This window comes from Oceanisphaera avium (assembly GCF_002157875.1).
In the GTDB taxonomy this organism is placed as follows: Bacteria; Pseudomonadota; Gammaproteobacteria; order Enterobacterales; family Aeromonadaceae; genus Oceanimonas; species Oceanimonas avium.
Genome location: NZ_CP021376.1, coordinates 2,634,112 through 2,656,994, shown reverse-complemented (window position 1 = coordinate 2,656,994; position 22,883 = coordinate 2,634,112). Strand labels below are relative to the sequence as shown.

At 47.8% G+C, this 22,883-nt stretch carries 27 protein-coding genes, 1 other RNA gene and 1 pseudogene; 11 read left to right on the top strand and 18 right to left on the bottom strand.

Annotation, left to right across the window (positions count from 1 at the left end; genetic code table 11):
- The 3 genes and pseudogenes from mraZ to rsmI all read right to left on the bottom strand — a co-directional run bounded on the left by mraZ (nt 1) and on the right by rsmI (nt 2,036).
- A pseudogene (mraZ, locus tag CBP12_RS13860) lies at nt 1-458 on the bottom strand (division/cell wall cluster transcriptional repressor MraZ).
- 230 nt (nt 459-688) lie between these two features.
- Nucleotides 689-1,071, bottom strand: an RNA gene (gene rnpB / locus CBP12_RS12275) — RNase P RNA component class A.
- A 122-nt stretch (nt 1,072-1,193) separates the two neighbouring features.
- Nucleotides 1,194-2,036: a 16S rRNA (cytidine(1402)-2'-O)-methyltransferase gene (gene rsmI / locus CBP12_RS12270; protein WP_086964823.1), complete on the bottom strand. Its 843-nt coding sequence runs from the start codon at nt 2,034-2,036 to the stop codon at nt 1,194-1,196.
- Between the two features lie 170 nt (nt 2,037-2,206).
- Here rsmI and CBP12_RS12265 point away from each other — a divergent pair, with 170 nt between their 5' ends.
- From CBP12_RS12265 to CBP12_RS12250, 4 genes are read left to right on the top strand one after another with little or no spacing between them, the layout of a single operon-like run.
- Entirely contained in the window at nt 2,207-3,982 is a 1,776-nt protein-coding gene (locus CBP12_RS12265; protein ID WP_157420107.1) for a penicillin-binding protein activator, read from the top strand.
- Nucleotides 3,903-4,340: a YraN family protein gene (locus CBP12_RS12260; protein ID WP_086964819.1), complete on the top strand. Its 438-nt coding sequence runs from the start codon at nt 3,903-3,905 to the stop codon at nt 4,338-4,340. Before CBP12_RS12265 ends, CBP12_RS12260 begins: the two co-directional genes overlap by 80 nt.
- Before the next feature lie 9 nt (nt 4,341-4,349).
- Nucleotides 4,350-4,946, top strand: coding sequence for a D-sedoheptulose-7-phosphate isomerase (locus tag CBP12_RS12255; protein ID WP_086964817.1), 597 nt, complete (start codon nt 4,350-4,352; stop codon nt 4,944-4,946).
- The gene (locus CBP12_RS12250; RefSeq protein WP_086964814.1) at nt 4,943-5,521 is read left to right on the top strand and encodes a BON domain-containing protein; all 579 of its coding nucleotides are present in this window, start codon (nt 4,943-4,945) and stop codon (nt 5,519-5,521) included. Before CBP12_RS12255 ends, CBP12_RS12250 begins: the two co-directional genes overlap by 4 nt.
- Before the next feature lie 69 nt (nt 5,522-5,590).
- Here CBP12_RS12250 and CBP12_RS12245 read toward each other — a convergent pair whose 3' ends face one another.
- The 8 genes from CBP12_RS12245 to zapE form a co-directional block, all read right to left on the bottom strand.
- Complete coding sequence (locus tag CBP12_RS12245; protein ID WP_086964812.1) at nt 5,591-6,034, bottom strand: ClpXP protease specificity-enhancing factor; 444 nt, start codon at nt 6,032-6,034, stop codon at nt 5,591-5,593.
- Nucleotides 6,035-6,036: 2 nt separating this feature from the next.
- Nucleotides 6,037-6,666: a stringent starvation protein SspA gene (sspA, locus tag CBP12_RS12240; protein ID WP_086964810.1), complete on the bottom strand. Its 630-nt coding sequence runs from the start codon at nt 6,664-6,666 to the stop codon at nt 6,037-6,039.
- A gap of 86 nt (nt 6,667-6,752) precedes the next feature.
- Entirely contained in the window at nt 6,753-7,484 is a 732-nt protein-coding gene (locus CBP12_RS12235; protein ID WP_086964808.1) for a cytochrome c1, read from the bottom strand.
- On the bottom strand, nt 7,484-8,698 hold the full coding sequence (locus tag CBP12_RS12230; protein ID WP_086964806.1) for a cytochrome b: 1,215 nt from the start codon (nt 8,696-8,698) through the stop codon (nt 7,484-7,486). Before CBP12_RS12230 ends, CBP12_RS12235 begins: the two co-directional genes overlap by 1 nt.
- 2 nt (nt 8,699-8,700) lie before the next feature.
- A complete protein-coding gene (petA, locus tag CBP12_RS12225; protein WP_086964804.1) occupies nt 8,701-9,291 on the bottom strand; it encodes a ubiquinol-cytochrome c reductase iron-sulfur subunit in 591 nt (196 codons plus the stop codon).
- Between the two features lie 284 nt (nt 9,292-9,575).
- Complete coding sequence (gene rpsI, locus CBP12_RS12220; RefSeq protein WP_086964802.1) at nt 9,576-9,968, bottom strand: 30S ribosomal protein S9; 393 nt, start codon at nt 9,966-9,968, stop codon at nt 9,576-9,578.
- Between the two features lie 15 nt (nt 9,969-9,983).
- Nucleotides 9,984-10,412: a 50S ribosomal protein L13 gene (gene rplM, locus CBP12_RS12215; RefSeq protein WP_086964800.1), complete on the bottom strand. Its 429-nt coding sequence runs from the start codon at nt 10,410-10,412 to the stop codon at nt 9,984-9,986.
- Between the two features lie 251 nt (nt 10,413-10,663).
- Complete coding sequence (gene zapE / locus CBP12_RS12210; RefSeq protein ID WP_086964798.1) at nt 10,664-11,764, bottom strand: cell division protein ZapE; 1,101 nt, start codon at nt 11,762-11,764, stop codon at nt 10,664-10,666.
- Nucleotides 11,765-12,022: 258 nt separating this feature from the next.
- Here zapE and CBP12_RS12205 point away from each other — a divergent pair, with 258 nt between their 5' ends.
- Both CBP12_RS12205 and degS read left to right on the top strand, forming a co-directional pair.
- The gene (locus tag CBP12_RS12205) at nt 12,023-13,381 is read left to right on the top strand and encodes a Do family serine endopeptidase (protein ID WP_086964796.1); all 1,359 of its coding nucleotides are present in this window, start codon (nt 12,023-12,025) and stop codon (nt 13,379-13,381) included.
- A gap of 206 nt (nt 13,382-13,587) precedes the next feature.
- Nucleotides 13,588-14,685: an outer membrane-stress sensor serine endopeptidase DegS gene (degS, locus tag CBP12_RS12200; protein ID WP_086965575.1), complete on the top strand. Its 1,098-nt coding sequence runs from the start codon at nt 13,588-13,590 to the stop codon at nt 14,683-14,685.
- Nucleotides 14,686-14,824: 139 nt separating this feature from the next.
- Here degS and murA read toward each other — a convergent pair whose 3' ends face one another.
- Genes murA through mlaF form a run of 7 tightly spaced genes read right to left on the bottom strand, consistent with a single transcriptional unit; the run spans nt 14,825 to nt 19,336 of the window.
- Entirely contained in the window at nt 14,825-16,081 is a 1,257-nt protein-coding gene (gene murA, locus CBP12_RS12195) for a UDP-N-acetylglucosamine 1-carboxyvinyltransferase (RefSeq protein WP_086964794.1), read from the bottom strand.
- A gap of 12 nt (nt 16,082-16,093) precedes the next feature.
- Nucleotides 16,094-16,354: a BolA family protein gene (locus CBP12_RS12190; protein WP_086964792.1), complete on the bottom strand. Its 261-nt coding sequence runs from the start codon at nt 16,352-16,354 to the stop codon at nt 16,094-16,096.
- Entirely contained in the window at nt 16,344-16,625 is a 282-nt protein-coding gene (locus CBP12_RS12185) for an STAS domain-containing protein (RefSeq protein ID WP_086964790.1), read from the bottom strand. The genes CBP12_RS12190 and CBP12_RS12185 overlap by 11 nt, the downstream gene beginning before the upstream one ends.
- Nucleotides 16,622-17,260, bottom strand: a complete 639-nt coding sequence (gene mlaC, locus CBP12_RS12180; RefSeq protein WP_086964788.1) for a phospholipid-binding protein MlaC — start codon at nt 17,258-17,260, stop codon at nt 16,622-16,624. The genes CBP12_RS12185 and mlaC overlap by 4 nt, the downstream gene beginning before the upstream one ends.
- A 26-nt stretch (nt 17,261-17,286) precedes the next feature.
- Entirely contained in the window at nt 17,287-17,760 is a 474-nt protein-coding gene (mlaD, locus tag CBP12_RS12175; protein ID WP_086964786.1) for an outer membrane lipid asymmetry maintenance protein MlaD, read from the bottom strand.
- 6 nt (nt 17,761-17,766) lie between these two features.
- Entirely contained in the window at nt 17,767-18,546 is a 780-nt protein-coding gene (gene mlaE / locus CBP12_RS12170) for a lipid asymmetry maintenance ABC transporter permease subunit MlaE (RefSeq protein ID WP_086964785.1), read from the bottom strand.
- Complete coding sequence (mlaF, locus tag CBP12_RS12165; RefSeq protein WP_198341810.1) at nt 18,536-19,336, bottom strand: phospholipid ABC transporter ATP-binding protein MlaF; 801 nt, start codon at nt 19,334-19,336, stop codon at nt 18,536-18,538. Before mlaF ends, mlaE begins: the two co-directional genes overlap by 11 nt.
- Nucleotides 19,337-19,582: 246 nt before the next feature.
- On the opposite strand from mlaF, the gene CBP12_RS12160 reads away from it, so the two are divergent.
- From CBP12_RS12160 to lptB, 5 genes are read left to right on the top strand one after another with little or no spacing between them, the layout of a single operon-like run.
- Nucleotides 19,583-20,557: a KpsF/GutQ family sugar-phosphate isomerase gene (locus CBP12_RS12160; RefSeq protein ID WP_086964783.1), complete on the top strand. Its 975-nt coding sequence runs from the start codon at nt 19,583-19,585 to the stop codon at nt 20,555-20,557.
- Nucleotides 20,557-21,108 (top strand): 3-deoxy-manno-octulosonate-8-phosphatase KdsC, encoded by a 552-nt coding sequence (gene kdsC, locus CBP12_RS12155; RefSeq protein ID WP_086964781.1) that lies wholly within the window; start codon nt 20,557-20,559, stop codon nt 21,106-21,108. Before CBP12_RS12160 ends, kdsC begins: the two co-directional genes overlap by 1 nt.
- Nucleotides 21,105-21,653 (top strand): LPS export ABC transporter periplasmic protein LptC, encoded by a 549-nt coding sequence (lptC, locus tag CBP12_RS12150; RefSeq protein WP_086964779.1) that lies wholly within the window; start codon nt 21,105-21,107, stop codon nt 21,651-21,653. The genes kdsC and lptC overlap by 4 nt, the downstream gene beginning before the upstream one ends.
- On the top strand, nt 21,622-22,152 hold the full coding sequence (gene lptA / locus CBP12_RS12145; protein WP_086964777.1) for a lipopolysaccharide transport periplasmic protein LptA: 531 nt from the start codon (nt 21,622-21,624) through the stop codon (nt 22,150-22,152). The genes lptC and lptA overlap by 32 nt, the downstream gene beginning before the upstream one ends.
- 2 nt (nt 22,153-22,154) lie before the next feature.
- On the top strand, nt 22,155-22,880 hold the full coding sequence (gene lptB, locus CBP12_RS12140) for an LPS export ABC transporter ATP-binding protein (protein WP_086964776.1): 726 nt from the start codon (nt 22,155-22,157) through the stop codon (nt 22,878-22,880).
- Nucleotides 22,881-22,883: the final 3 nt, after the last annotated feature.

Below are 22,883 nucleotides of genomic sequence, written 5' to 3'. Positions count from 1 at the left end.
TTATAACCCAAAATCCCGCAGTCGTGCGGATGTATTCCAGTCTTCATCAGGAAGAAGCTGCAAGTCATCGCTAATTTGTTGTTGCCAGCGCCGCTCATCCCAAATTTCAAACTTATTGAGTTGCCCCGCCAGCATAATTTTCTTTTCCAGCCCTGCGTGTTGGCACAAGGGTCTGGGAATTAATAAACGTCCTTGGCTATCTAATTCGCATTCGCTGGCATGGCCAAGCAATACCCGTTGCAGCCGCCGCTCTTGAGGGTCCATACGAGAAAGTAAGCGGAGTTTTTTTCTATTTGCTCCCACTCAGAAAGAGCATAGAGCAACAAACAGGGTTCAAAGATATCTACCGTGCACACTAAAATACCGTCCGCTTCTTCGCGAAATTTTTCTCGATATCGAGTCGGTATTGCCAAGCGGCCTTTGCTGTCTAGGCTGATGGCGTGTGTACCACGCAGCATTATGAGTCCTTAAAGACCAGTTTGTTCCACAAAAACCACTTTTCCCCACTTCGCTAGATTGTAAGGAGGCAAGGGAGGCATTTCAAGCAAGCTAAATAGAAAAAGACCCTGAAAAGAGTCAGGTTGTGTATTCGTGCGGTTCTTGGGTCTCAGTTGGGTTCTAATAACCCCATAAAGCGCGAATAGGACGACATAATGAAAAAACGCAGCCGAAGCTGCGTTTTAAAAGTAGGTGGAGTTAGCTTGTAAGCCGGGTTTTGTCTCAAGCAAGCTCGAGTGATAATCATTCCTCTAGGCCAGCAATCGCTCACTGGCTCAAGCAACCTACCCGCCTCCAGCGCGGGCCGCGCCCATGGAGGCCTATTTGGTCTTGCTCCGGGTGGAGTTTACCGTGCCACGAACTGTTGCCAGCCGCGCGGTGCGCTCTTACCGCACCCTTTCACCCTTACCTGTGCCCGAAGGCCATCGGCGGTTTACTCTCTGCTGCACTGGTCGTGAGCTCGCGCTCCCCAGGCGTTACCTGGCACCCTGCCCTATGGAGCCCGGACTTTCCTCCCCTTCGCCCGTATGCCCAAAGGCACAACGACAAAGCAGCGATTATCCAGCTAACTCCGGCGCGGATTGTACACTAGCCATTAGGCTGACGCTAGCTCTTCTGGCTGCTATATGCCATACGAAATAAGCTGTACGTCCCCACTCACACCCAATTTATTTAACGGATAACGTAGAGCGTTATTAAAGCCCGTTCTCTAGTCCGTACTTATATAATGCATTCTTCTTTGAGCCATGGATCTCGGCGGTGAGCGCGGCGGCTTTCTTTAACGGCAGCTCACTACACAATAAACGCAGCGTGCGCAGCACAGGAGCTGCTAACTCATCTTCAACGCTGGCTCGATAGCCGGCGACCATCAAGACAATTTCTCCACGACTACGGTTACTGTCTTGCTTAAGCCATGTCAGCATTTCAGCAGCGGGTAAGCTGTGAATAGACTCAAAGGTTTTCGTCACTTCTCGGGCCACCACCACTTGGCGGTCGTCGCCCAACACCGCTACTAGTGCGGCCACACTATCAATTAAGCGTCGCGGCGACTCATAAAAAATTAAGGTGCGGCCTTCTTCTTTTAATTGTTCAATTTTATCTAGCCGCGCTTTTTCTTTAGCGGGTAGAAAGCCTTCAAAAGCAAAGCGATCTGTGGGTAAGCCTGCAGCAGATAACGCCGTGATCGCCGCACAAGGACCAGGCAGTGCGATGACTTGAATGCCCGCTTCACGACACCGATTGACCAAGTGATAACCAGGATCACTGATCAGCGGCGTACCCGCGTCTGAGACTAAGGCGATACGTTGTCCATCCAAGAGCCGCGCCACTAGCTGTTCGGATTTATATTGTTCATTATGATCGTGCAAGGCCCAAGTGGAGGTATTAATCTGGTAATGAGATAGCAGTTTGGCCGTATGACGGGTATCTTCACAGGCTATTAAATCAACCTCTTGTAATGTATCCAGTGCACGCTGGCTGATATCATTCAAATTTCCGATAGGGGTTGGCACTATATAAAGTGCAGCGGCTTGGCTCATGAGGACTCCTGTCAAGTAATTGTTTCACCGTCATGGCCCTATTAATATAGGGAGTAGAATGGCACAGCTTGGGATGAAAGGGATTGGCTACATTACATCAACGCAAGAGTGTATCACGGCTATTATGCACCATGGTGCTTTCATATTTACTGCTCGCCTGTGGCAGCGGCATGGTTTCACAACCCCTACCAGATGCGCCGCCTAAGATGTTTGGCACGCTGGAATTAAGTGCTGAGCAATATCTTAAGTATGCGCACAAGGCCTCGCCAAAGGATGCCTTTAGCTGGCAGGTACTCGCCATTCGCACTTGGTTACAAGAAAAGGAGCTAGCAAAAGCCACTAAACAGCTCACCCAATTACGAAGCTCAGCCACGCCAGAGCAAACTCCCGTTATTGATTTACTCGCAGCAGAGCTAGCACTGGCAAATAATGATGCCCAGCAAGCACAGCAGCTCTTAGAAGCGATTAACCGCGACTCGCTTAAGCCCAGTGCGCTAAATTATTATTTTTTACAACAAGCCCATCGCTTTGAGCAACAACATAAGCCCATTGCCGCCGCCGATATGTTGGTAGCACGGCATGAGAAATTAGCAGGAGCAAGACAGCAGGCGAACCTAGAGCGTATTTATGCGCTACTCGCGCCGCTCTCTAGCGAAAGCTTACATGAGGCGTTAAACGAAGAGTATCAAGACGATACTCAGGGTTGGTTACGCTTAATGGCGATTTTAAACTCCCCCACTAGCAATAACAAACAGCGCGATTGGCAACTCAATTCATGGCGTAGCAGTTATCCCAAGCACCCTGGAGGATATTATTTGCCAGAGGATTTAGAGCGCACGCCCACGCTCACTACTTATCAGCCAAGCCATATTGCGGTGTTACTGCCCTTAAGTGGTCAGTTAGCCAGCCAAGCGGACGCCATTCGTAATGGCATTTTGCAGGCGCATCAAGGTCAAAGCTCTACCCTGAGCTTCTTTGATACCGCCACAGACATGAGTCGGCTTTACCAAGAGCTACAAAGTGCAGGCGCCGATTTTATTATTGGTCCATTACTAAAAGATAATATTGCGGCACTGGATATATTAGATCCCGCCATGCCGCAGTTGGCGCTAAATCGCCCGCCTAATAACCAAGAGTTAGCGCATCGCTATTACTTTGCCTTATCTCCGGAAAGTGAAGCGGCAGAAGGCGCACTGCATCTGTGGGAGCAAGGCCATCGTCAACCTTTAGTCTTTGCTCCTGGTAATGCCTTAGGTAAACGCAGTGCAGCCGAATTTAACCGTCGCTGGCAACAACTCAGTGGCCAGCCGGCACGCGTCGCTTACTTTAGTAGTAAGCAAGCCATAGAAGCGGATGTGCGCCGCGCACTCAATACCTCAGCCCCCAAAAATACTGACGGCGATGCTATCGCCAGTGGCGCTATCGACTCAGTATTTATGGCCTCTAACGCCACTGAAACGCGCTTTATTTTGCCCTACTTTGACTTTGTACGAGATAGCCGCAAACAACGCCTCCCTACCTACGTCACTTCGCGCAGCTTTATTCCAGGTGGGCAAGCACCGATGAAAGAGCTTAATGGCGTGATGTTGGCAGACATGCCTTGGATCTTTGACCAAGAAGACCCGCTAAGAGCCACAGTCGAGCTACAATGGCCCAATAGTAGTAGCTCTTGGCTACGGCTATTTGCACTGGGTTATGATGCGCTAAGTTTACTCCCTCGCCTGCCAGAGCTCAGCACTCAAGGTGGTGCTGTGCCTGGTTTAACCGGTGATCTTAGCGTTAATGAACAAGGGGTCATTGAGCGGCGCTTACAATGGATGGAGTATCAGGATGGCGACTGGCAAATCGAAGGCATGGCAGCACCTGATGCAGCAGGGGAAGACTTTAGCCTCGACCCTGAGCTGGAAGCTGAACTTAAAGAAGAGCTCAAACAAAACGCCAGATAAGCGCCACCGCCTCCCATCTAGCCAAGAGGTAGGGGACGAATTTGAACACCAAGCTGAGCAGTTTTTATTAGCGCAAGGCTTGGTACTAATACAACGTAATTATTGGTGCAAGCTGGGCGAGATAGACCTAATTATGGCCAGTGGCGACACCTTAGTCTTTATTGAGGTGCGTTATCGTCGTCAAGCAGATTTTGGCGGCGCGCTGGCCTCAATTACGCCTGCGAAACAACAAAAACTGCGCCGCGCCGCCTTAAATTACATGCAAGCTCAGCGTCTCAATGAGGCCGCTCAAGCTTGTCGCTTTGATGTGATCGCCTTTGAAGGCTCTGCACTTCATTGGCTAGAAAACGCCTTTTAAGGATCAACTATGCAAGACGAGATTAAAGCCAGCTTTACCGAGAGCATTCAAACCAAAATTGCGGCAGCCGAAGCCTTACCCGATGATATTTTAGCGGCAGCCCAAATGATGGTGATGTGCTTATTAAATGGCAATAAGTTACTGGTGTGTGGCAACGGCGGCTCTAATGCCCTAGCACAATTATTTGTTAGCGAGTTGATTAACCGCTACGAAACAGAGCGCCCTGCACTGCCAGCAATTTGCTTAACACTCGATACCAGCAGTATTAGCGCGATTGCGGTGGACCAGCACTTTGATGAAGCTTATGGCCGCCAAATTCGCGCCCTCGGCCAAGAAGGTGACGTCTTAGTCGTTATCTCTACCACGGGCAATAGCCGTAACCTAATTAAAGCCGCAGAAGCCGCGCTGAGCCGGGATATGACCATAGTGGCGCTTACGGGTAAAGACGGCGGCGAGCTCGCTGGATTATTGGGCCCTAACGATGTAGAAATTCGCGTCCCGGCACTACGCGCGCCCCGTATTCATGAGGTGAACTTACTCACCTTACATTGTTTGTGTGACTTAATTGATCGCACTCTCTTTCCTCAAGAAGAAGATGACTCATGAAAGCTAAATTAATCACCACTCTCTCACTCTCTTTATTATTACAAGGCTGTGCTGGCGTACTGTTAGCCGGTGCCGGCACTGGCGTAGCTTCACTGACCGACCGACGCGCAGTGTCCACGCAAGTCAGTGATCATGCCATAGATGTACGCGCCACTCACCGCTTAAGCACCACTCAACCTCTAGCGGAAAAAAGCCGAGTGGTCGTGATCACCACTAAAGGTAAAAGTTTACTGCTTGGGCAAACGCCTACTCCGGAGTTAAGCCAACAGGCAGAAGAAATAGTGAAAGATATTCCGGGTGTGGAAGAGGTGTTTAATGAGTTGCGTATTACTCCCCCGCTGGATATTACTGCGCGTAGCCAAGACTCAGTGTTAACTTCGAAGGTTAAAAGTACGCTATTAGCAGAAAAAAATATCGATGGCACTAAAGTAAAAGTGGTCACTGAAGCGCACGAGGTATTCTTGATTGGCTTAGTGACCCAAAAAGAAGCAGATATCGCCGTTAAACTGGCAAGAAATGTGTCTGGTGTAAAACGGGTTATTACCGTGTTTGAATTTATTCAAGCCGCGCCCTAAAGACTCATTAACTTAGTAGCATAAAAAAACGCAGCCTTGGCTGCGTTTTTAAATAATAAAGCCAAGTGGCTACTTAACGACTCGTAAGTTTGGCTTACCTTTTTTAGGCGGTGTGGGTGGATCCTCTGGCTCAGTGGTTGACAGGCTATCTAGTGCCTCATCGGCATCTACACTTTCTAACCAAGCATCATAAGCATCTTCAGGCGGGAAAAAGGTGCCAGCACCGTTTTCTCGCGCTTGAATCGACACCACGGCTGCCATCGGTATATAAACCTGAAAGGGCGAGCCGCCAAACCGTGCGCTGAAACTCACCGCATCATTATCCATATGTAGACCAACAACCGCTGACGGTGCGATATTGAGCACAATTTGGTCATCTTTTACATATTGCTGCGGCACCTCAGTATGAGGAATAACGGCATTCACCAATAAATGAGGAGTCAGCTCGTTATCTAATAACCAATCATAAAAGGCACGCAACAAATAAGGACGGCTGGGTGTCAGATTCTCCATAATTAAATCTTACCGCCAATATCGCGCTCAGCTTCCGTCATTGAAGCTTGATACGACTCACGCTCAAACAAACGTATCATGTAGCCTTTCAGCTCTTTTGCACCCCGTCCAGAAAGCTCAATACCGAGCGATGGCAAACGCCATAATAGCGGCGCCATGTAGCAATCCACCAAGCTAAACTCTTCACTCATAAAGTAAGGATATTCAGCAAATACCGGTGCTACTGCCAATAAGGCCTCGCGCAACTCTTTGCGAGCTTCATCGGCTTTTTCATTACGCTGAATGCGCTCTACCAATGAATACCAGTCTTGTTTAATACGGTGCATCATTAGGCGACTGTTGCCCCGCGCGACCGGATAAACTGGCATTAGAGGCGGGTGAGGAAAGCGCTCATCCAAGTATTCCATGATAATGTCAGACTCATACAGTACTAGCTCGCGATCGACTAAAGTCGGTAGCGTTCCGTAAGCATTGAGCTCGAGCATATCTTCAGGAAGGGCATCTAATTCTACTTGAGTGATTTCTACACTCACCCCTTTCTCCGCCAATACAATACGTACTTGATGGCTGTAAATATCTTCCGCACCCGAAAATAGCGTCATGATAGAGCGTTTATTAGCCGCAACTGCCATTAGATCCTCCATAAATCATAAACAGGAACGGCAATGAAGCGTTTTGCCTCATTGCCGTCTCCAAGGTTAGCTTAGACGATGTCTAATCAGTGTACGTCACGCCAGTATTCTTTCTTCAACAGGTAACCGAAGATAAAGAAGATAACTAAAAAGCCCAGTACCCAGTAACCCATACGATGACGTTCTAACTTAACCGGATCAGCAGAATAAGCTAAGAAATTCACTATGTCTAACACAGCGGCATCATATTCATCAGGACTCAGTTCACCGTTGCCGGCCACTTCAATCCCAACTGGTACTTCTACTTCTTCACCATCAATGGTGCGAGTTTCCAATTTAACCGTGGTTGCGCCTTGTAAAGGTTCCAAGACATGAGGCATACCTACCGAAGGAAACACTGTGTTATTCACACCAAATGGGCGACTTTCGTCTTTATAGAAAGAGCGCAAATAGGTATATAACCAGTCAGTACCACGCACGCGTGCTACCAGTGTTAAATCCGGCGGTGGTGCACCAAACCATTCGGCTGCATCTTTTTCAGGGATAGAGTTTTTCATTAAATCCCCAATTGCAACACCGGTAAAATTAAGGTTGGCTTGCATCACCTCTTCAGGAATACCCAAGTCTTCAGCCACGCGATTATAGCGCTGATACTGAGTACTATGGCAACCTGCACAGTAGTTCATGAATAACTTAGCGCCATTTTGTAATGAGGCTTGGTCACTCAAGTCATAATTCGCTTTGTCTAGCTTAGCCGCCCCTGAGGCAAAAGCCACGGCAGGCAGCAAGGCGAGTACAGCAATGATTAACTTCTTCATTAGAATGTGACCCTCTCTGGCAGCGGCTTAGTTCTTTCGTTTTTACTGTAGAAGAACAACAGTACAAAGAAAGCGAAGTAGCCTAATGAACATATCTGTGCAACCAGCGTCAACACCGGAGTAGAAGGCAAAGTACCTAACACGCCTAAGATAAAGAAGCAGATTACAAACTGAGTAATGTTCAATAAATGCAGCTTGCTACGGTAGCGGAATGAGCGCACCTTGCAGCGGTCTAACCACGGCAGCAAGAACAACACCACAATCGACAGCCCCATTAAGATAACACCCGTTAGCTTATCAGGAACCGCGCGCAAGATGGCGTAGAAAGGTGTGAAGTACCATACCGGAGCTATGTGCTCTGGTGTCTTCAAACTATTTGCCGCTTCAAAGTTTGGTGCTTCTAAGAAATAGCCACCACCATCAGGCATAAAGAAGATAAAGAAGGCAAAGATGAACAAGAAGCCAGCGACACCGACTACGTCTTTCACTGTGTAGTAAGGGTGGAACGGAATCGCATCTTTTGGCCAGCCTTTTTCGTCTTTTACTTTCTTAATATCGATACCATCTGGATTGTTTGAACCCACTTCGTGCAGCGCTACTATGTGTAAGAACACCAGTATCACTAACACTAACGGCAAGGCGATAACGTGTAAGGCAAAGAAACGATTCAGTGTGGCACCTGAGATAACATAGTCACCGCGGATCCACAGCGTTAAATCATCGCCAATCACCGGAATAGCACCGAAGAGTGAGATAATAACCTGTGCACCCCAGTACGACATCTGTCCCCAAGGTAGCAAGTAGCCCATAAAGGCTTCGGCCATTAATACCAAGAAGATTAACATACCGAACAGCCACAGCAATTCACGGGGCTTTTGGTAAGAGCCGTAAATCAGGCCGCGAAACATGTGCATATACACAACGACGAAGAAAGCAGAGGCACCAGTACTGTGCATATAACGCAGCAACCAGCCGTATTCCACATCACGCATTATGTATTCAACAGAGGCAAATGCGCCCTCACCAGAGGGGTTGTAGTTCATCGTTAACCACACACCCGTTAGCAGTTGGTTAACCAGCACTAACATGGCTAGGGAGCCGAAGAAATACCAGAAGTTAAAGTTTTTCGGTGCCGGATACTGACCTACGTGCTTGTTGTAGGTCGCCGTCATCGGGATCCGTTCGTCGATCCAGTTTACGAATTTACCCAGCATACTTAGGCTCCTTCACCGTCTTCGCCCACTAAAATCGTGGAATCGTTGACATAGTAATAGGGGGGGATCACCAGGTTTAACGGAGCAGGTACGCTTTTGAAAACGCGCCCAGCCATATCAAACTTGGAACCGTGACAAGGACAGAAGAAACCCGCGGTTACGCCCTTAACTTGTTCACCAAATGAATCTGGTAAATAGGTTGGCGAACAACCTAGGTGAGTACAAATACCTACTGTCACCAATAACTCAGGCTTAATTGAGCGGTATTCATTCTGTGCGTAATCAGGCTGCTGAGGTTCCTCTGAATGAGGGTCTCGCAGTTGTTCATCAAGCTTGGTCAATGAATCAAGCGTAGCTTGGTTACGACGGACCACCCACACGGGTTTTCCTCGCCACTCTACACGGATTAACTGACCCGGTTCAATTTTGCTGATATCTACTTCCACTGGAGCCCCGGCAGCTTTCGCTTTTGCGCTGGGATTCCATGAAGCAATAAAAGGTACAGCGGCAAAAGCAGCTCCTACCCCACCCACTACGGTAGTGGACCAGGTCAGAAATCTGCGGCGACCGGTACTAACTGGCGCATTGCTCATCCAAAAACTCTCCCATTTGGTCTCCGCGCGTTATTGTTTTTTTCCATGCTTCGAGACGGCTGTGACAACTGCGGCGGATATTATGGTTTCAATTGCCACAAAAAACCCTGAAATTCTAAAGAAAAATGCCTTCTTTTACAAGGACTGGGGGAAGTGGCAGTAAATGATTTGTGATCAAAAGGCTTTTTATTTAAAACAAAAACTGATATCGCCAAATAATCGCGTTTTGAGATATAAAAAAGCCCGGGTAAACCCCGGGCTTTTGTTGTAAAACGCAGTCCCAATTAACGCTTGGAGAACTGAGGGCGTTTACGTGCTTTATGCAGACCCACTTTCTTACGTTCCACTTTACGAGCGTCACGAGTAACAAAGCCTGCTTTGCGCAATGAACTGCGCAGGGTCTCATCGAATTGCATCAGAGCACGAGTAATGCCGTGACGAATTGCGCCAGCTTGACCAGAAATACCACCACCAGCAACGGTGATGTACAGGTCAAATTTTTCTGTCATCTCAACCAATTCTAATGGCTGGCGAACTACCATGCGGGCAGTTTCGCGACCAAAATACTGATCTAATGAACGTTTGTTGATAACGATGTTACCGCTACCTGGTTTTACGAATACACGAGCCGTTGAGCTTTTACGACGACCGGTACCGTAGTATTGAGTTTCTGCCATTTGCCTAATCCCGCCTTAGATGTCCAGTACTTGAGGTTGTTGCGCAGCGTGGTTGTGCTGAGCACCGCTGAAGACTTTCATCTTACGGAACATAGCACGACCCAGAGGGCCACGAGGCAGCATGCCGCGAACGGCAGACTCAATCACCATCTCAGGCTTGCGAACAATCAGTTTTTCAAAGCTAATTGACTTCAAACCACCCGGGAAACCGGAGTGAGAATAGTAAATTTTGCCTTCGGCTTTATTGCCGGTTACCTGAATTTTCTCAGCATTTACTACAACGATGTAATCGCCACAGTCAACATGCGGAGTATATTCCGGCTTATGCTTACCACGCAGACGAAGCGCAATCTCAGTGGCCAAACGACCTAGAGTTTTGCCTTCTGCATCAACAACATACCAGTCACGCTTTACGGTATCTGGCTTAGCAACAAAAGTTTTCATGGATTAACCCAAAATACTTAGATGAATTATACACTTGCGCACTTGCGCAAAACACGAGCAAACACATACCCCTTCGAGTATCAGTCTGTTTACAGTGATGCCGTCCGTTAGACAGCAGTGTAACGTGGGCTGGGCGATTATAGGTAAAGTTGCCGTAATAATCACCTACTAATTTCAATGCCCATTAAAAAGAGTAAGCTCGCCCAACCCCTTCCTCGCATCATGCCCTGATACGGGGGCGGCTATTGTGACTAACTAAGGGGCTCTCTGGCAAGATATTCATGAGATTGCATTTCAATGAGTCGCGATAAGGTACGTTTAAATTCAAATTCGAGTTGCCCGCCTTGATAAAGTTCAGCCATGGGCACCGCCGCTGAGATAATTAACGTGACCCTCTTTTCATAAAACTCATCCACTAAGGCTATAAAGCGGCGCGCAGCATCACTACTTTGTGCGTCCATACTCACCACATTGGCTAGCAAGACCGTATGATAACGCCGAGCTAGCTCAATATAATCGTTTGCAGAGCGTGGCGTACAACACAGCTCTTCATACTCTATATATAGCACTCCCTCACTGCGCGCCAGCGTGACTAACGGGCGGTGATTAATGACTATCTCTTCTTCCCAGCTAATATCACCGCTACTTAATTGAGCAAAGTACTGCGCTAATGCGGCTTCAGCTTCGGCGTTGAGTGGCCAATGATATAAATTGGCTTGTTGTAAAGTACGCAAACGATAGTCAACGCCTGAGTCCACATTGAACACAGCACAATGTTGTTTAATTAAGGCAATGGCGGGTAAGAAACGTGAACGCTGTAAGCCATGGCGGTATAAGTCATCGGGAGGAATATTAGAGGTTGCCACTAAGGTAATACTTTCAGCGAATAAATATTCGAATAAGGTTCCCAAAATCATGGCATCCGTAATATCGGACACAAAAAACTCATCAAAACAAATAATACGGGTGCGCGCCGCAATTTGCGCCGCCACTGCTTGCAGTGGGTCTGCTTGGCCTTGCAACTCAGTTAAGTCTTGATGCACTTGCTGCATAAAGTGATGAAAATGTACTCTTAACTTATTAGGAAAGGGTAAACAGTCATAAAAAGTGTCCATAAGATAAGTCTTGCCGCGCCCGACTCCTCCCCATAAATACACGCCTTGTACCGGTTGTGGGCGAGGCGGGCTTTGCTGTGTTATTTTTTGCCAAAAACTCGCCTTAGGCGCCACAGGTTGCGGCTTTTGCAAGTCGTTAAACAGCCGCTGCAAATGCTGCACTGCTAGCGCTTGGGTATCATCTTGCATAAAATCAGGACGAGCTAAGTCCGCCTGATATCGTTGTTGAGGGCTCATCAGCGGCATCATTAATTTAAGTGAGGGACTTACTAGTGTACTGATTTTATGTAAATAGAGACACTTAGCTAATCGGTGGCTTAATTTCCATATGGCGTAGCCCACCCACACAAAAGTGGCATGCCAAGCGCTTATCGTGTTAATTAGTAGAGAATATGGAACTAGTTAGCGTGTTATATAGTCTCAAATCACACTTTTCTGTTGGCTTTTACTTTTATTAATCGTTAGTTATCCAGTTAGACTTTTAGGAGCATGTGCATGAAATCTCGACTCCCTTTATTATCTGTCCTAGCACTGAGTATTAGCTTGGCAGTGATCCCCACCGCGCAAGCTGCACTGCCACTAAGCGCTGCCAATGATATTCGAAGCTTAGCGCCAGTCGTAGAAAAAGTATCACCGGGGGTAGTTAATATTTCCGTGTCGGGTAATAAAGTGAGTCGCCAAGCTTTACCCGAGCCTTTTCGTTTTTTCTTCGGCCCTGAGATGCAAGGCCAGCAAGTACAAGAGCGTCCTTTTCAAGCCCTCGGCTCTGGGGTGATCATAGATGCGAAAAAAGGCTATGTGATCACCAATAATCACGTTATCTCTGATGCTGATAAAATTTTAATTACTCTAATCGATGGTCAAGAATATGAAGCTGAGCTTATTGGCAGTGATAAGCAAAGTGATATTGCGCTACTAAAAGTAGATGCCAAAGATTTAGTAGAAATTGAGTTCTCCGACTCTGATCAACTGCGGGTAGGCGATTTTGCTATCGCTATCGGCAATCCTTTTGGACTGGGCCAAACGGTAACCTCGGGTATTATTAGTGCCCTAGGTCGCTCTGGCTTAAATGTGGAAAACTTAGAAAACTTTATTCAAACTGATGCTGCCATTAACTCCGGCAACTCAGGCGGTGCCTTGCTGGACTTAGAAGGTAAGTTAGTAGGCATTAACACCGCGATTTTAGGGCCAAATGGTGGCAATATTGGTATTGGTTTTGCTATTCCTGCCAACATGGTGAGAAGCTTAATCGATCAAATTATTGAATTTGGTGAAGTGCGCCGCGGCGTGCTAGGCGTCATGGGTGGCGAGCTGACCTCTGAATTAGCCCGCACCTTTGGTTATCGTAGTCAGCATGGTGCTTTTGTGAGTCAGGTGTTAGAAGGCTCATCGGCGGCTGAGGCGGGCCTAAAAGCCGGCGATATTATTATTAGCCTCGATGGTAAAGCCATCCGTTCTTTTGCTGAGCTGCGCGCTAAAGTCGCCACTATGGGCGCAGATAAAACCGTCACCTTGGGTATTTTTCGCGATGGTAAAAAACAAGAAACAAAAGTGACCTTGGCCCATAGCGAAGATGAAAGTTTGTCCGCTGATACCCTAAATGAAGCACTAGAGGGCGCAACGCTGGCTAAAACTACGGCCAAAGATAAGGTGAAAGGCGTAAAAATTACTGAAGTAGCGCCCCGCTCCCCCGCCGCCCGCTCTGGCTTAGAAAAAAATGATGTCATCATTGGTGTTAACCGCAAACGCATCACAGACTTAAATGATTTGCGAAAAATTATTGAAGCCAAGCCCGAGGTCATTGCGCTCAATATTCAGCGCGGCCAATCTTCTATTTACTTAGTATTAAGATAATTAAAAAATAGCGTCACGTTGTAGCTATTAATAGCAGCGCCTAGCGCTGCTTTTTTATGGCTACTGCCACCCCCCTCGCTAAAATATTTAATAGTATCTTGCTCGCTCCACATTATTGATGATTGAGCGCTTATCGCTAACGGCTAACAGTTCGATTTCTTGGTTTATGTTATGCTAGGCCTCTTTTGCTATTTGCTTTGTTATTTATGCGCTTTTTTGCTTCGTTTAAGTTTTTTGTTCAAGCCATTGTCCTTGGGATAGTCATGGCGGCTTTGCTATTAATCATTTTCCCGCAGCTTAAAAGCCAGCCCTTTGAGCACTGGTGGCGTAATCAGCAAGTGGGCGTCTCAAGCTTTTCTTATGCCGCCAATCGCGCCGGCCCTGCGGTGGTTAATATTTACACTCGTAGCTTTCAACGGGGTGAAATCTCCTCTGAGCTCAGTGCCACCAGTTTAGGCTCGGGCGTTATTATGGATGGCCAAGGCTATGTGCTAACTAACTACCATGTGATAGCTGACGCGGACCAAGTGATAGTAGCGCTACAAGATGGTCGAATTCTCAATGGCGAAGTCACCGGCTTTGATGTGCCCACCGACTTAGCCGTGTTAAAAATTAATGCCGCCCAACTACCGGTGATCCCACAAGATACGGAGCTTGCGCCGCAAGTGGGTGATATCGTGTTGGCCATCGGTAACCCCTATAACGTGGGACAAACCATTACTCAAGGTATTATCAGTGCCACTGGGCGCTCTGGCTTATCGAGCATGGGCCCAGATAGCAACGGCCGCCAAGATTTATTACAAACCGACGCTGCCATTAATGCGGGGAATTCCGGCGGCGCCTTAATTAATGTGTACGGTGAAATGGTTGGCATTAATACCGCTTCTTTTCAAAGTCTGGCTCATCAAGAAAGCTATGGTATTAACTTTGCTATTCCCTACGCACTCGCCCAGCGCATTATGCAAGAATTAATTAGCCATGGTCGCGTGATCCGCGGCTATTTAGGTATTAGTGGTGCCGATATCCCCCCTATGATGGCGCAGCTATTAAAAATGGGCGATCGTACGGGGTTATATGTAGAGGGCTTAAATGAAACGGGCCCTGCAGCTAAAGGCGGCATATTAGTAGAAGATGTATTACTTAAATTAGATGGTGAACCTATTCTTAATACTCGCCACGCTATGGATAAAATTGCCGAAACTAAGCCCGGAGCCACTATAAAAGTGACCTTATTACGCAAGGGTAAAATCATGACCTTAGCCATTAAGATTGAAGAAGATAAACGCTTTCAGCGGTTGCGCTAACGTCAGCCCTATGGGCCGCTTTAAGCCGTAAGCTGTCAGTCAGAACCAAACACAAAAAGGGCCCAGATGTATGACATCTGGGCCCTTTTTAGCGCTACTACTGCACACTCTATCTCAACTGATAGCTGGCAGCGGTATGTTAATCTTTGATGCGTTCTATCTTGCCGCCGAGTGCAGACAACTTATCTTCAATCACTTCATAGCCGCGATCGATATGATAAATACGATCCACTATGGTGGTGCCATGAGCGACAAAGCCCGCTAACACTAGACTTGCAGAGGCGCGCAAATCGGTTGCCATCACAGTCGCACCCGTTAATTGCTCAGTGTCCCCACAAATCGCCATATTGCCATGTAACTCAATGGTGGCACCCATGCGATTAAGCTCCGGCACATGCATAAAGCGGTTTTCAAAGATAGTTTCAGTGACATGCCCCACTCCCTTAGCGACCGCATTAAGCACGGTAAACTGCGCTTGCATGTCGGTAGGAAACGCCGGATAAGGGGCGGTTTTAATATCAACTGGTTTTAATAGGCGATCCGTCATATTAACTCGGATCCAATCTTCACCCGTGGTTACTTCAGCGCCAGCTTCTTTTAACTTAACCAGCACCGCCTCTAATAAATGCGGGTCGGTATTACGACATGTAATATCCCCCCCGGTGACCGCCGCGCCCACTAAGAAGGTACCGGTTTCGATGCGATCTGGCTGTACACTGTATTCACCCCCGTGTAGCGCCTCTACACCATCAATAATCAGGGTATCTTGACCGATACCTTGAATTTTAGCGCCTAGCGTATTTAGAAAGTTAGCCAAGTCGACCACTTCCGGCTCACGAGCGGCGTTTTCAATGGTGGTGCGCCCTTCGGCTAACACAGCGGCCATCATTAGGTTCTCGGTGCCGGTGACGCTCACCATGTCCATTAAGATGTGTGCGCCTTTTAAGCGGCCATCGACGCGCGCTTTAATATAACCATCTTCTACCTGAATTTCGGCGCCCATTTGCTCTAAGCCGTGAATATGTAAATTCACCGGACGTGCGCCAATGGCACAGCCGCCAGGCAAAGATACATCCGCTTGGCCAAAACGAGCCACTAACGGCCCCAGTGCCAAAATAGAGGCGCGCATAGTGCGTACCAGCTCATAAGGGGCAATATGACTATTAACCGCGCCGGAAATAACGTAGCTACCGCCCTGCTCTACCACAGTTAGTCCCATGGAAGCTAAGAGTTGCAGCGTGGTATCTACGTCTTTTAACTTAGGGACATTGGACAGCGTAATGGCTTGGTCACACAATAAGGTGCCAAATAAAATCGGCAAGGCCGCATTTTTAGCGCCGGAAATAGTGACCTCGCCGGCGAGGCGGCAAGGTCCTTGAATTTTAAATTTGTCCATTAGAGTTCCCGCTTAGGAGGGCATAATAAATTTACGCTCACGAGCCCATTGCTCGGGAGTAAAGGTTTTCACCGTTAGGGCGTGAATCGTATTGTCGGCAATCAGCTCAGCTAAAGGGCGTTTTATTGCCTGCTCGCGCTTTAAGCGGCTTAACTCATTAAATTCAGGCGCCACGGCAATAACTTGCACATGGGTGCCTTCACTTTTCACATAAATTTCATCCACTGCTATAGCAGATCGCACTAACTGTTCTACTTGTTCATTAAGACTCATGTGAGCTCTCAGTAAAGTTGTTGGTCGACGCAAAAAACTCGCCGACGCCATATAGGTCAACCAGCGGTAAAAAGTTTGCTGGCGGCGTATCTAGCGTTAATGGCCGCAACTCGGCGGCCAAGGACTGACTCCACTGTACCAAAAATGCCAAGCCAATTGAGTCAATCTCTTGCACCGCACTTAAGTCGGCGCGCGCTTGGCTAAACAATTGCTCGCGTTGGTTCCAATAATGAGCTAATTGGTTCCGGGTAAGTGGTTGCGTCAGTTTCATTCTTTACGTTCCAAGGGCGTAACCGGCTTATTGGTATGATCTAATAAGTCTTGAGTGACGTTATCAATGCCTTTTTGGCGAATAAGGCCACTGAGCTCAGATTGCTTAGCAGACAATAAACTAATGCCCTCGGCTATCATGTCGAACACTTTCCACTCACCGGTGCGCTTATTTTTTCTTAACTTAAATTCAAGCTTAATCGCCGGCTTGTTAGGCTCTAATACGGTCACGGGAATAGACACTAATTGCTCTTGCTCGCCCACCTTACCGCTACCAATATCCAGCGTTTGTTTATCATAAGCCGCTAGCGCATCAGCATAGGTCACCACTAAATACTCGCTAAAAGCATCCACAAAGGCATCACGCTGGGCGGGTGTGGTGTCATTAAGCTGTTTACCAATGACGCGAAACGCCGAAAAGCGTACATCCACTCCCGGTAACATTTCTTCACGTACGATAGTACGCAAATATTTAGGGTCGGCTTTGATTTGACGTTGTTCGTTATTAAGGCGATCAAACGTATTTTGTGCCACCTCACTCACTAGCTGATAGGGATCAGTTAAGGTAAGTGCTGAAGCAAATGGCGCCCAGGTGCCGGCGATAACCAGTAATCCCGATAGCAGTAATTTTTTCATATGTGGCTCCTAAGATTGCACTTGGCTTATTTATCACCAATAGAATAAATGAATTTACCAATCAGCTCTTCCAAAACCAGCGCCGATTGAGTGTCAGTTATAAAATCGCCATCCGCTAGCATATCGATGCCCATTTCTTCATCAACAAACCCTGGACTAAGCGCTAAATATTGTTCACCAAGCAAACCTGAAGTTTGAATAGCGGCGGTGCTGCTTTGTGAAAACTGACCGGCATTGCTGTTAACGGTAAGCGTAACTACCGGCGTTTGATCTTGGGCATCCAGTTTAATCTCACTGACTCTCCCTACGACCACGCCACCCACTTTAATAGGAGAGCGGGCTTTTAATCCGCCAATATTATCGAACTTAGCATAAAGGGTATAAGTATCACCTTGGCCTTGTACATTAATGCCTGCGACTTTAAAAGCCAGCAAGAGTAAGGCGCCGATACCGGCTAACATAAAGCAGCCTACACTGAATTCCAGTTTGCTGTATTTCATCACTATTTACCCAAACATAACGACGGTTAGGACGAAATCTAGCCCCAACACCGCCAAAGAAGAATGAACCACGGTACGCGTCGTGGCTTGACTGATCCCCGCCGCCGTAGGCTTGGCATCATAACCGTTAAACAAAGCAATCCAAGTGACGACCAAGGCAAATACTAAGCTCTTAATAAAACCTTGCATGATGTCTTGTTTAAAATCGACTGCCGCTTGCATGGCAGACCAAAAACCACCGGCATCGACCCCTAACCAGTCCACACCGACCAGCTTAGCGCCCCAAATACCCACTAAGCTAAACATCAACGCCAGCAACGGCATACTGATCATGCCTGCCCAAAAGCGCGGCGCTACCACGCGGCGCAGCGGATCCACGCCCATCATTTCTAAGCTAGAAAGCTGCTCGGTGGCTTTCATTAAGCCAAGCTCTGCGGTAAGCGCTGAGCCCGCGCGCCCTGCAAACAATAAGCCGGTGACCACCGGCCCTAATTCTCGCAATAGCGACAGTGACACTAAAGGCCCCAACATGCCCTCGGCGCCAAAATCGACCAAGACGTTATAGCCTTGCAGCGCCAATACCATGCCTATAAATAAGCCAGAAACTAAGATGATGGCTACCGATTGCACGCCCACCACTTGCAGCTGCTCTACTAATAGTGGCAAGTGTTTTTTAGGTTTAGGCTTCCCGACTAACGCTTGCAGCAACATAATACCAGCGCGCCCACCTGCAGTGAGACTGGCAACCCCTTTACGCCCTAAGCGGCCAATCGTATTAATTAACATGGTCAAGCGACTCCCTAAAAGCCGGAGCAGGATAATGAAAAGCCACGGGCCCGTCCGCTTCACCTTCTAAAAATTGCACCAGTTGAGGGTTAGTCCCTTGGCGTAATTCTTCAGGCGTACCGGCGGCGATCACCTTTTTATTGGCGATGACATAGGCATAATCGGCAATACTCATGACTTCGTCTACATCGTGGGTAACCACAATAGAAGTTAAGCCTTGGGCGCGGTTAAGCTCAGCGATAAGTTTGACTAACACCGCCATACTGATAGGGTCTTGTCCGGCAAAGGGCTCATCATACATAATCAATTCAGGGTCTTGGGCAATGGCGCGCGCAAGGGCGGCGCGTCTTGCCATACCGCCCGAAAGCTCAGCGGGCATGAGCTCGGCCGCTCCGCGTAGGCCCACCGCTTCTAGCTTCATCATCACTAGCGTGCGAATAATTTCTTCAGGAAAACCGCTGTGTTCACGCAAAGCAAAAGCTACGTTATCGAACACCGTCATTCCCGTGAATAAGGCCCCACTTTGAAATAACATGCCCATGCGCTGGCGCTCTTGATACAGGCGCGCGCGGCTCATCTTAGGAATAGATTGGCCATCAAACAGTATTTCACCGCTACTTGGTTTAATTTGGCCACCAATTAAGCGCAGCATAGTGGTCTTGCCTATGCCACTGGGGCCCATAATGGCAGTGATTTTGCCTTTAGGGATCTGCAGACTGATGCCATCGTATAAGGTTCGCTCACCGTGGCTAAAGCAGAGATCCCTTATTTCAACAAGGTTCTGGCTCAAACTGATTCCCCAACGAAAAGAAGGAATTGTATGGTTTCCCTGTGAGATCGGCAACACACAGACTAAGTTAGCATCCCCTTATGCGCCATTTAGTGACTTAACTATCCTTATTTTTGACTTTCTTCCCTAAAATTACTTTAAGATTTTGCACCCTGAAGGCTTCTTTAATGCGAAGAGGTGTGATTGACGGTCGCTAATCGACCTTGGCTTTTCTATAATGGCTGCGCCTAACACGTGGAGAACACCATGACTGCGCAATTTAATTATCAAAAAACGGCCCAGCGTGTACTGGATATTGAAAAGGCAGCCATCGATGGCCTTTATCAATATTTGGATCATGCCTTTACTGAGGCTTGCCAATTACTGTTTGACTGCCCCGGAAAAATTATTGTTACTGGCATGGGCAAATCCGGTCATATCGCCCATAAAATAGCCGCCACCTTGGCCAGTACCGGCAGTCCGGCTTTTTTTATGCATCCAGGTGAAGCTAGCCATGGGGATCTGGGCATGATTGGCAAACAAGATGTGGTGCTGGCCTTATCAAACTCAGGTGAAAGTAGTGAAATTATCTCTTTATTGCCGGTGCTTAAACGCCGTGCTATTCCGCTGATCTGCTTAACCGGCAACCCAAGCTCTACCATGGCACGCGAAGCTAATGTGCATTTATGTACTCGCGTTGAACAAGAGGCCTGTCCTTTAGGCTTAGCTCCTACAGCAAGTACTACTGCGGCATTAGTCATGGGCGATGCGCTGGCCGTCTCCTTATTAGAAGCGCGTGGCTTTACTGCCGATGATTTTGCACTGAGCCATCCTGGCGGCGCTTTAGGTAAACGCTTGTTACTTAGAGTAGGTGATATCATGCATAAAGAGCAGCATGTGCCAAGCGTGGGGCTTAATACCCTGATCATCGATGCGCTATTAGAAATTGGCCGCAGTGGCTTAGGTTTTACCGCCGTGGTCGATGAGCAACAAACCTTAGCCGGTATCTATACTGATGGCGATCTCAGGCGCACCTTAGATAAAAAAATAGATGTGCATACCACCACCATAGATAAAGTGATGAGCAGCCATTGCACCACAGTGCACGCCAACATGCTGGCCGCAGAGGCGGTGCAACTAATGGAAGAAAAGAAAATTAGCGGTCTCTTAGTGCTCGATGACGCTCGCCGCCCCATTGGCGCTTTTAATATGCACGATTTATTACTAGCAGGAGTAATTTAATGGAGCAATCCGAGCTGTATGGCCCCATAGCTAGCAATGTGTGGCACCAGTTAAGTCAAATAAAGCTATTAATCTGCGATGTAGATGGCGTGTTATCCGATGGCCTAATTTATCTAGGCAATCAAGGTGAAGAGTTTAAAACCTTTAACACTAAGGATGGTTTTGGCATTAAAGCGCTGCAAAATGCGGGCATTGTGGTGGCGGTGATCACTGGGCGTGAGTCACGTATCGTCACCGAGCGCATGGCGTCCCTTGGCGTTAGCCATGTTTTTCAAGCACAAGCCGATAAGCGTATTAGCTTTAATCAACTCTTGAGCGAGCTTAACTTAAGCCCTGCGCAAGTCGCATATATCGGCGATGATGTGGTGGACTTACCCGTAATGGCATTATGTGGCTTAGGCGTGGCGGTTAATGATGCCCACCCCTTGGTACGAAAGCGCGCCGATTATATAACTCAGCTTAAAGGCGGGCGAGGTTGTGTACGAGAAGTGTGCGATCTAATTTTAGAAGCACAAGGTGTACTCGAACAAGCCCAAGGTATGAGTATATGAGCCGACAAACATGGGCGTTTGGCGGTTTATTTTTAGTGGCGCTTATTAGCTGGCAATGGTTTAAGCCTGTGGCCACTAAGCCGGCTAGTCAACAAGACTATCAACCTGATTTTATTGCAAAAAACTTAAAAAGTGTGCAGTTTAATCAGCTAGGATTACCGTATAGAAGCTTAAACGCCGATTATGCTGAGCACTATGAGCCGCTCACCATGACCCTAATGGAAAAACCTGTTATCTTGCTTTACACCCCCAATGGTGAGCCGCAGTGGCGTCTCAGTGGCGACGAGGGCATGATTAACACCGATGACAACGCCGTATTAAATGGCAATGTCATCGGCAAGGGTTTACAAGCTCAGGCCGTGATCAAAACCCTGACCACTGAATACTTAGAACTGGATTTTATTAATAATCAGCTACGCTCAAATCGTGCGGTACAGCTGAGCAGCCCCACTTATCAGGCCCACGGCCAAGGGTTACTGGGACAGATTGATCAACAAACGGTGGAACTACTGCATGATACTCAGGCAACCTACACGACTCCTTAGCTTTGCGGCACTATTAGTGCTGAGCATGAGTACCACTCAAGCTAAAGAAGCCGATTATAAAGAGCCCGTCACCATAGATGCAGGCAGTCAATTGGTGGAGCTGGCCAACAATAAAGTGACCTTTACCGATAATGTTATCGTTAAACAAGGCACACTCGATGTGCGCGCCGCTAAATTAGTGGTAACCCGTAATGATAAAGGCTTGCAAACCATGACCGCGTACGGCTCACCTGCCACTTACTATCAAGTACTAGACAGCGGCCAGCCGGTAAACGCTCAGGCTAAACAGATTACCTATGACATTAAAACTCGCTCCATTACTTTGCTCAATAATGCACAATTAAAGCAAAACGATAACATAGTGACCGGCTATCGTATTCGCTATGACATCGACCGCGAGCAAATGGAGGCGCAAGGTCAAGGCAATCAAGGACGGGTAAAAACCGTATTTTTGCCTGAGCAATTGCAAGAGATGAATAATAAAGAGGCTAACCCTTAATCATGGCAACCCTGAAAGCTCGCGGTCTACAAAAAAGCTATAAAGGCCGCCAAGTGGTAGCAGATGTGAGCTTAACCGTTAACACCGGTCAAATTGTGGGCCTACTAGGCCCAAATGGTGCGGGTAAAACCACTTCTTTTTACATGATAGTGGGCTTAGTGCAGCGCGATGCTGGCCGCATTACCATTGACGATGAAGACATTAGCCACCAGCCTATGCATGTGCGCGCCCGCTCAGGTATTGGTTATTTACCTCAAGAGGCGTCTATTTTTCGCCGCTTAAGTGTGGCGGATAATATTATGGCGGTGCTACAAACCCGTAAAAATTTAACAGCCAATGAGCGCGAGCAAAAAATGGAACAGCTGCTCGAAGAGTTTAACATTGGCCATATTCGCCACAGCCAGGGCATGAGCTTATCGGGTGGGGAACGCCGACGAGTAGAAATTGCCCGCGCGTTAGCCGCCGATCCGCGCTTTATTTTATTGGACGAACCCTTTGCTGGGGTTGATCCCATTTCGGTGTTGGATATTAAGCAAATTATCTTGCACTTGCGTGATCGTGGCTTAGGGGTGTTGATTACTGACCATAACGTTCGAGAAACGCTTGATGTGTGTGAGCGCGCTTATATTGTTAGCCATGGCCATCGCATTGCCGCTGGCACCCCCGCAGAAATTCTCGCTAACGAACAGGTGAAAAAAGTCTATTTAGGCGAGCAATTTAGCCTGTAAGCA

What these genes read in the sequence shown, in the direction of transcription:
- lptB (WP_086964776.1), top strand. Translation starts at nt 22,155, where the DNA reads ATGGCAACCCTGAAAGCTCGCGGTCTACAAAAAAGCTATAAAGGCCGC.
- lptC (WP_086964779.1), top strand. Translation starts at nt 21,105, where the DNA reads ATGAGCCGACAAACATGGGCGTTTGGCGGTTTATTTTTAGTGGCGCTT.
- CBP12_RS12245 (WP_086964812.1), bottom strand. Translation starts at nt 6,034, where the DNA reads ATGGAGAATCTGACACCCAGCCGTCCTTATTTGTTGCGTGCCTTTTAT.
- degS (WP_086965575.1), top strand. Translation starts at nt 13,588, where the DNA reads ATGCGCTTTTTTGCTTCGTTTAAGTTTTTTGTTCAAGCCATTGTCCTT.
- CBP12_RS12265 (WP_157420107.1), top strand. Translation starts at nt 2,207, where the DNA reads ATGGTTTCACAACCCCTACCAGATGCGCCGCCTAAGATGTTTGGCACG.
- CBP12_RS12185 (WP_086964790.1), bottom strand. Translation starts at nt 16,625, where the DNA reads ATGAAACTGACGCAACCACTTACCCGGAACCAATTAGCTCATTATTGG.
- zapE (WP_086964798.1), bottom strand. Translation starts at nt 11,764, where the DNA reads ATGAGCCCTCAACAACGATATCAGGCGGACTTAGCTCGTCCTGATTTT.
- mlaE (WP_086964785.1), bottom strand. Translation starts at nt 18,546, where the DNA reads ATGTTAATTAATACGATTGGCCGCTTAGGGCGTAAAGGGGTTGCCAGT.
- rplM (WP_086964800.1), bottom strand. Translation starts at nt 10,412, where the DNA reads ATGAAAACTTTTGTTGCTAAGCCAGATACCGTAAAGCGTGACTGGTAT.
- rpsI (WP_086964802.1), bottom strand. Translation starts at nt 9,968, where the DNA reads ATGGCAGAAACTCAATACTACGGTACCGGTCGTCGTAAAAGCTCAACG.
- CBP12_RS12230 (WP_086964806.1), bottom strand. Translation starts at nt 8,698, where the DNA reads ATGCTGGGTAAATTCGTAAACTGGATCGACGAACGGATCCCGATGACG.
- CBP12_RS12255 (WP_086964817.1), top strand. Translation starts at nt 4,350, where the DNA reads ATGCAAGACGAGATTAAAGCCAGCTTTACCGAGAGCATTCAAACCAAA.
- CBP12_RS12205 (WP_086964796.1), top strand. Translation starts at nt 12,023, where the DNA reads ATGAAATCTCGACTCCCTTTATTATCTGTCCTAGCACTGAGTATTAGC.
- CBP12_RS12250 (WP_086964814.1), top strand. Translation starts at nt 4,943, where the DNA reads ATGAAAGCTAAATTAATCACCACTCTCTCACTCTCTTTATTATTACAA.
- mlaD (WP_086964786.1), bottom strand. Translation starts at nt 17,760, where the DNA reads ATGAAATACAGCAAACTGGAATTCAGTGTAGGCTGCTTTATGTTAGCC.
- petA (WP_086964804.1), bottom strand. Translation starts at nt 9,291, where the DNA reads ATGAGCAATGCGCCAGTTAGTACCGGTCGCCGCAGATTTCTGACCTGG.
- CBP12_RS12190 (WP_086964792.1), bottom strand. Translation starts at nt 16,354, where the DNA reads ATGAGTCTTAATGAACAAGTAGAACAGTTAGTGCGATCTGCTATAGCA.
- mlaC (WP_086964788.1), bottom strand. Translation starts at nt 17,260, where the DNA reads ATGAAAAAATTACTGCTATCGGGATTACTGGTTATCGCCGGCACCTGG.
- sspA (WP_086964810.1), bottom strand. Translation starts at nt 6,666, where the DNA reads ATGGCAGTTGCGGCTAATAAACGCTCTATCATGACGCTATTTTCGGGT.
- CBP12_RS12235 (WP_086964808.1), bottom strand. Translation starts at nt 7,484, where the DNA reads ATGAAGAAGTTAATCATTGCTGTACTCGCCTTGCTGCCTGCCGTGGCT.
- murA (WP_086964794.1), bottom strand. Translation starts at nt 16,081, where the DNA reads ATGGACAAATTTAAAATTCAAGGACCTTGCCGCCTCGCCGGCGAGGTC.
- lptA (WP_086964777.1), top strand. Translation starts at nt 21,622, where the DNA reads ATGATACTCAGGCAACCTACACGACTCCTTAGCTTTGCGGCACTATTA.
- CBP12_RS12260 (WP_086964819.1), top strand. Translation starts at nt 3,903, where the DNA reads ATGCAGCAGGGGAAGACTTTAGCCTCGACCCTGAGCTGGAAGCTGAAC.
- kdsC (WP_086964781.1), top strand. Translation starts at nt 20,557, where the DNA reads ATGGAGCAATCCGAGCTGTATGGCCCCATAGCTAGCAATGTGTGGCAC.
- CBP12_RS12160 (WP_086964783.1), top strand. Translation starts at nt 19,583, where the DNA reads ATGACTGCGCAATTTAATTATCAAAAAACGGCCCAGCGTGTACTGGAT.
- rsmI (WP_086964823.1), bottom strand. Translation starts at nt 2,036, where the DNA reads ATGAGCCAAGCCGCTGCACTTTATATAGTGCCAACCCCTATCGGAAAT.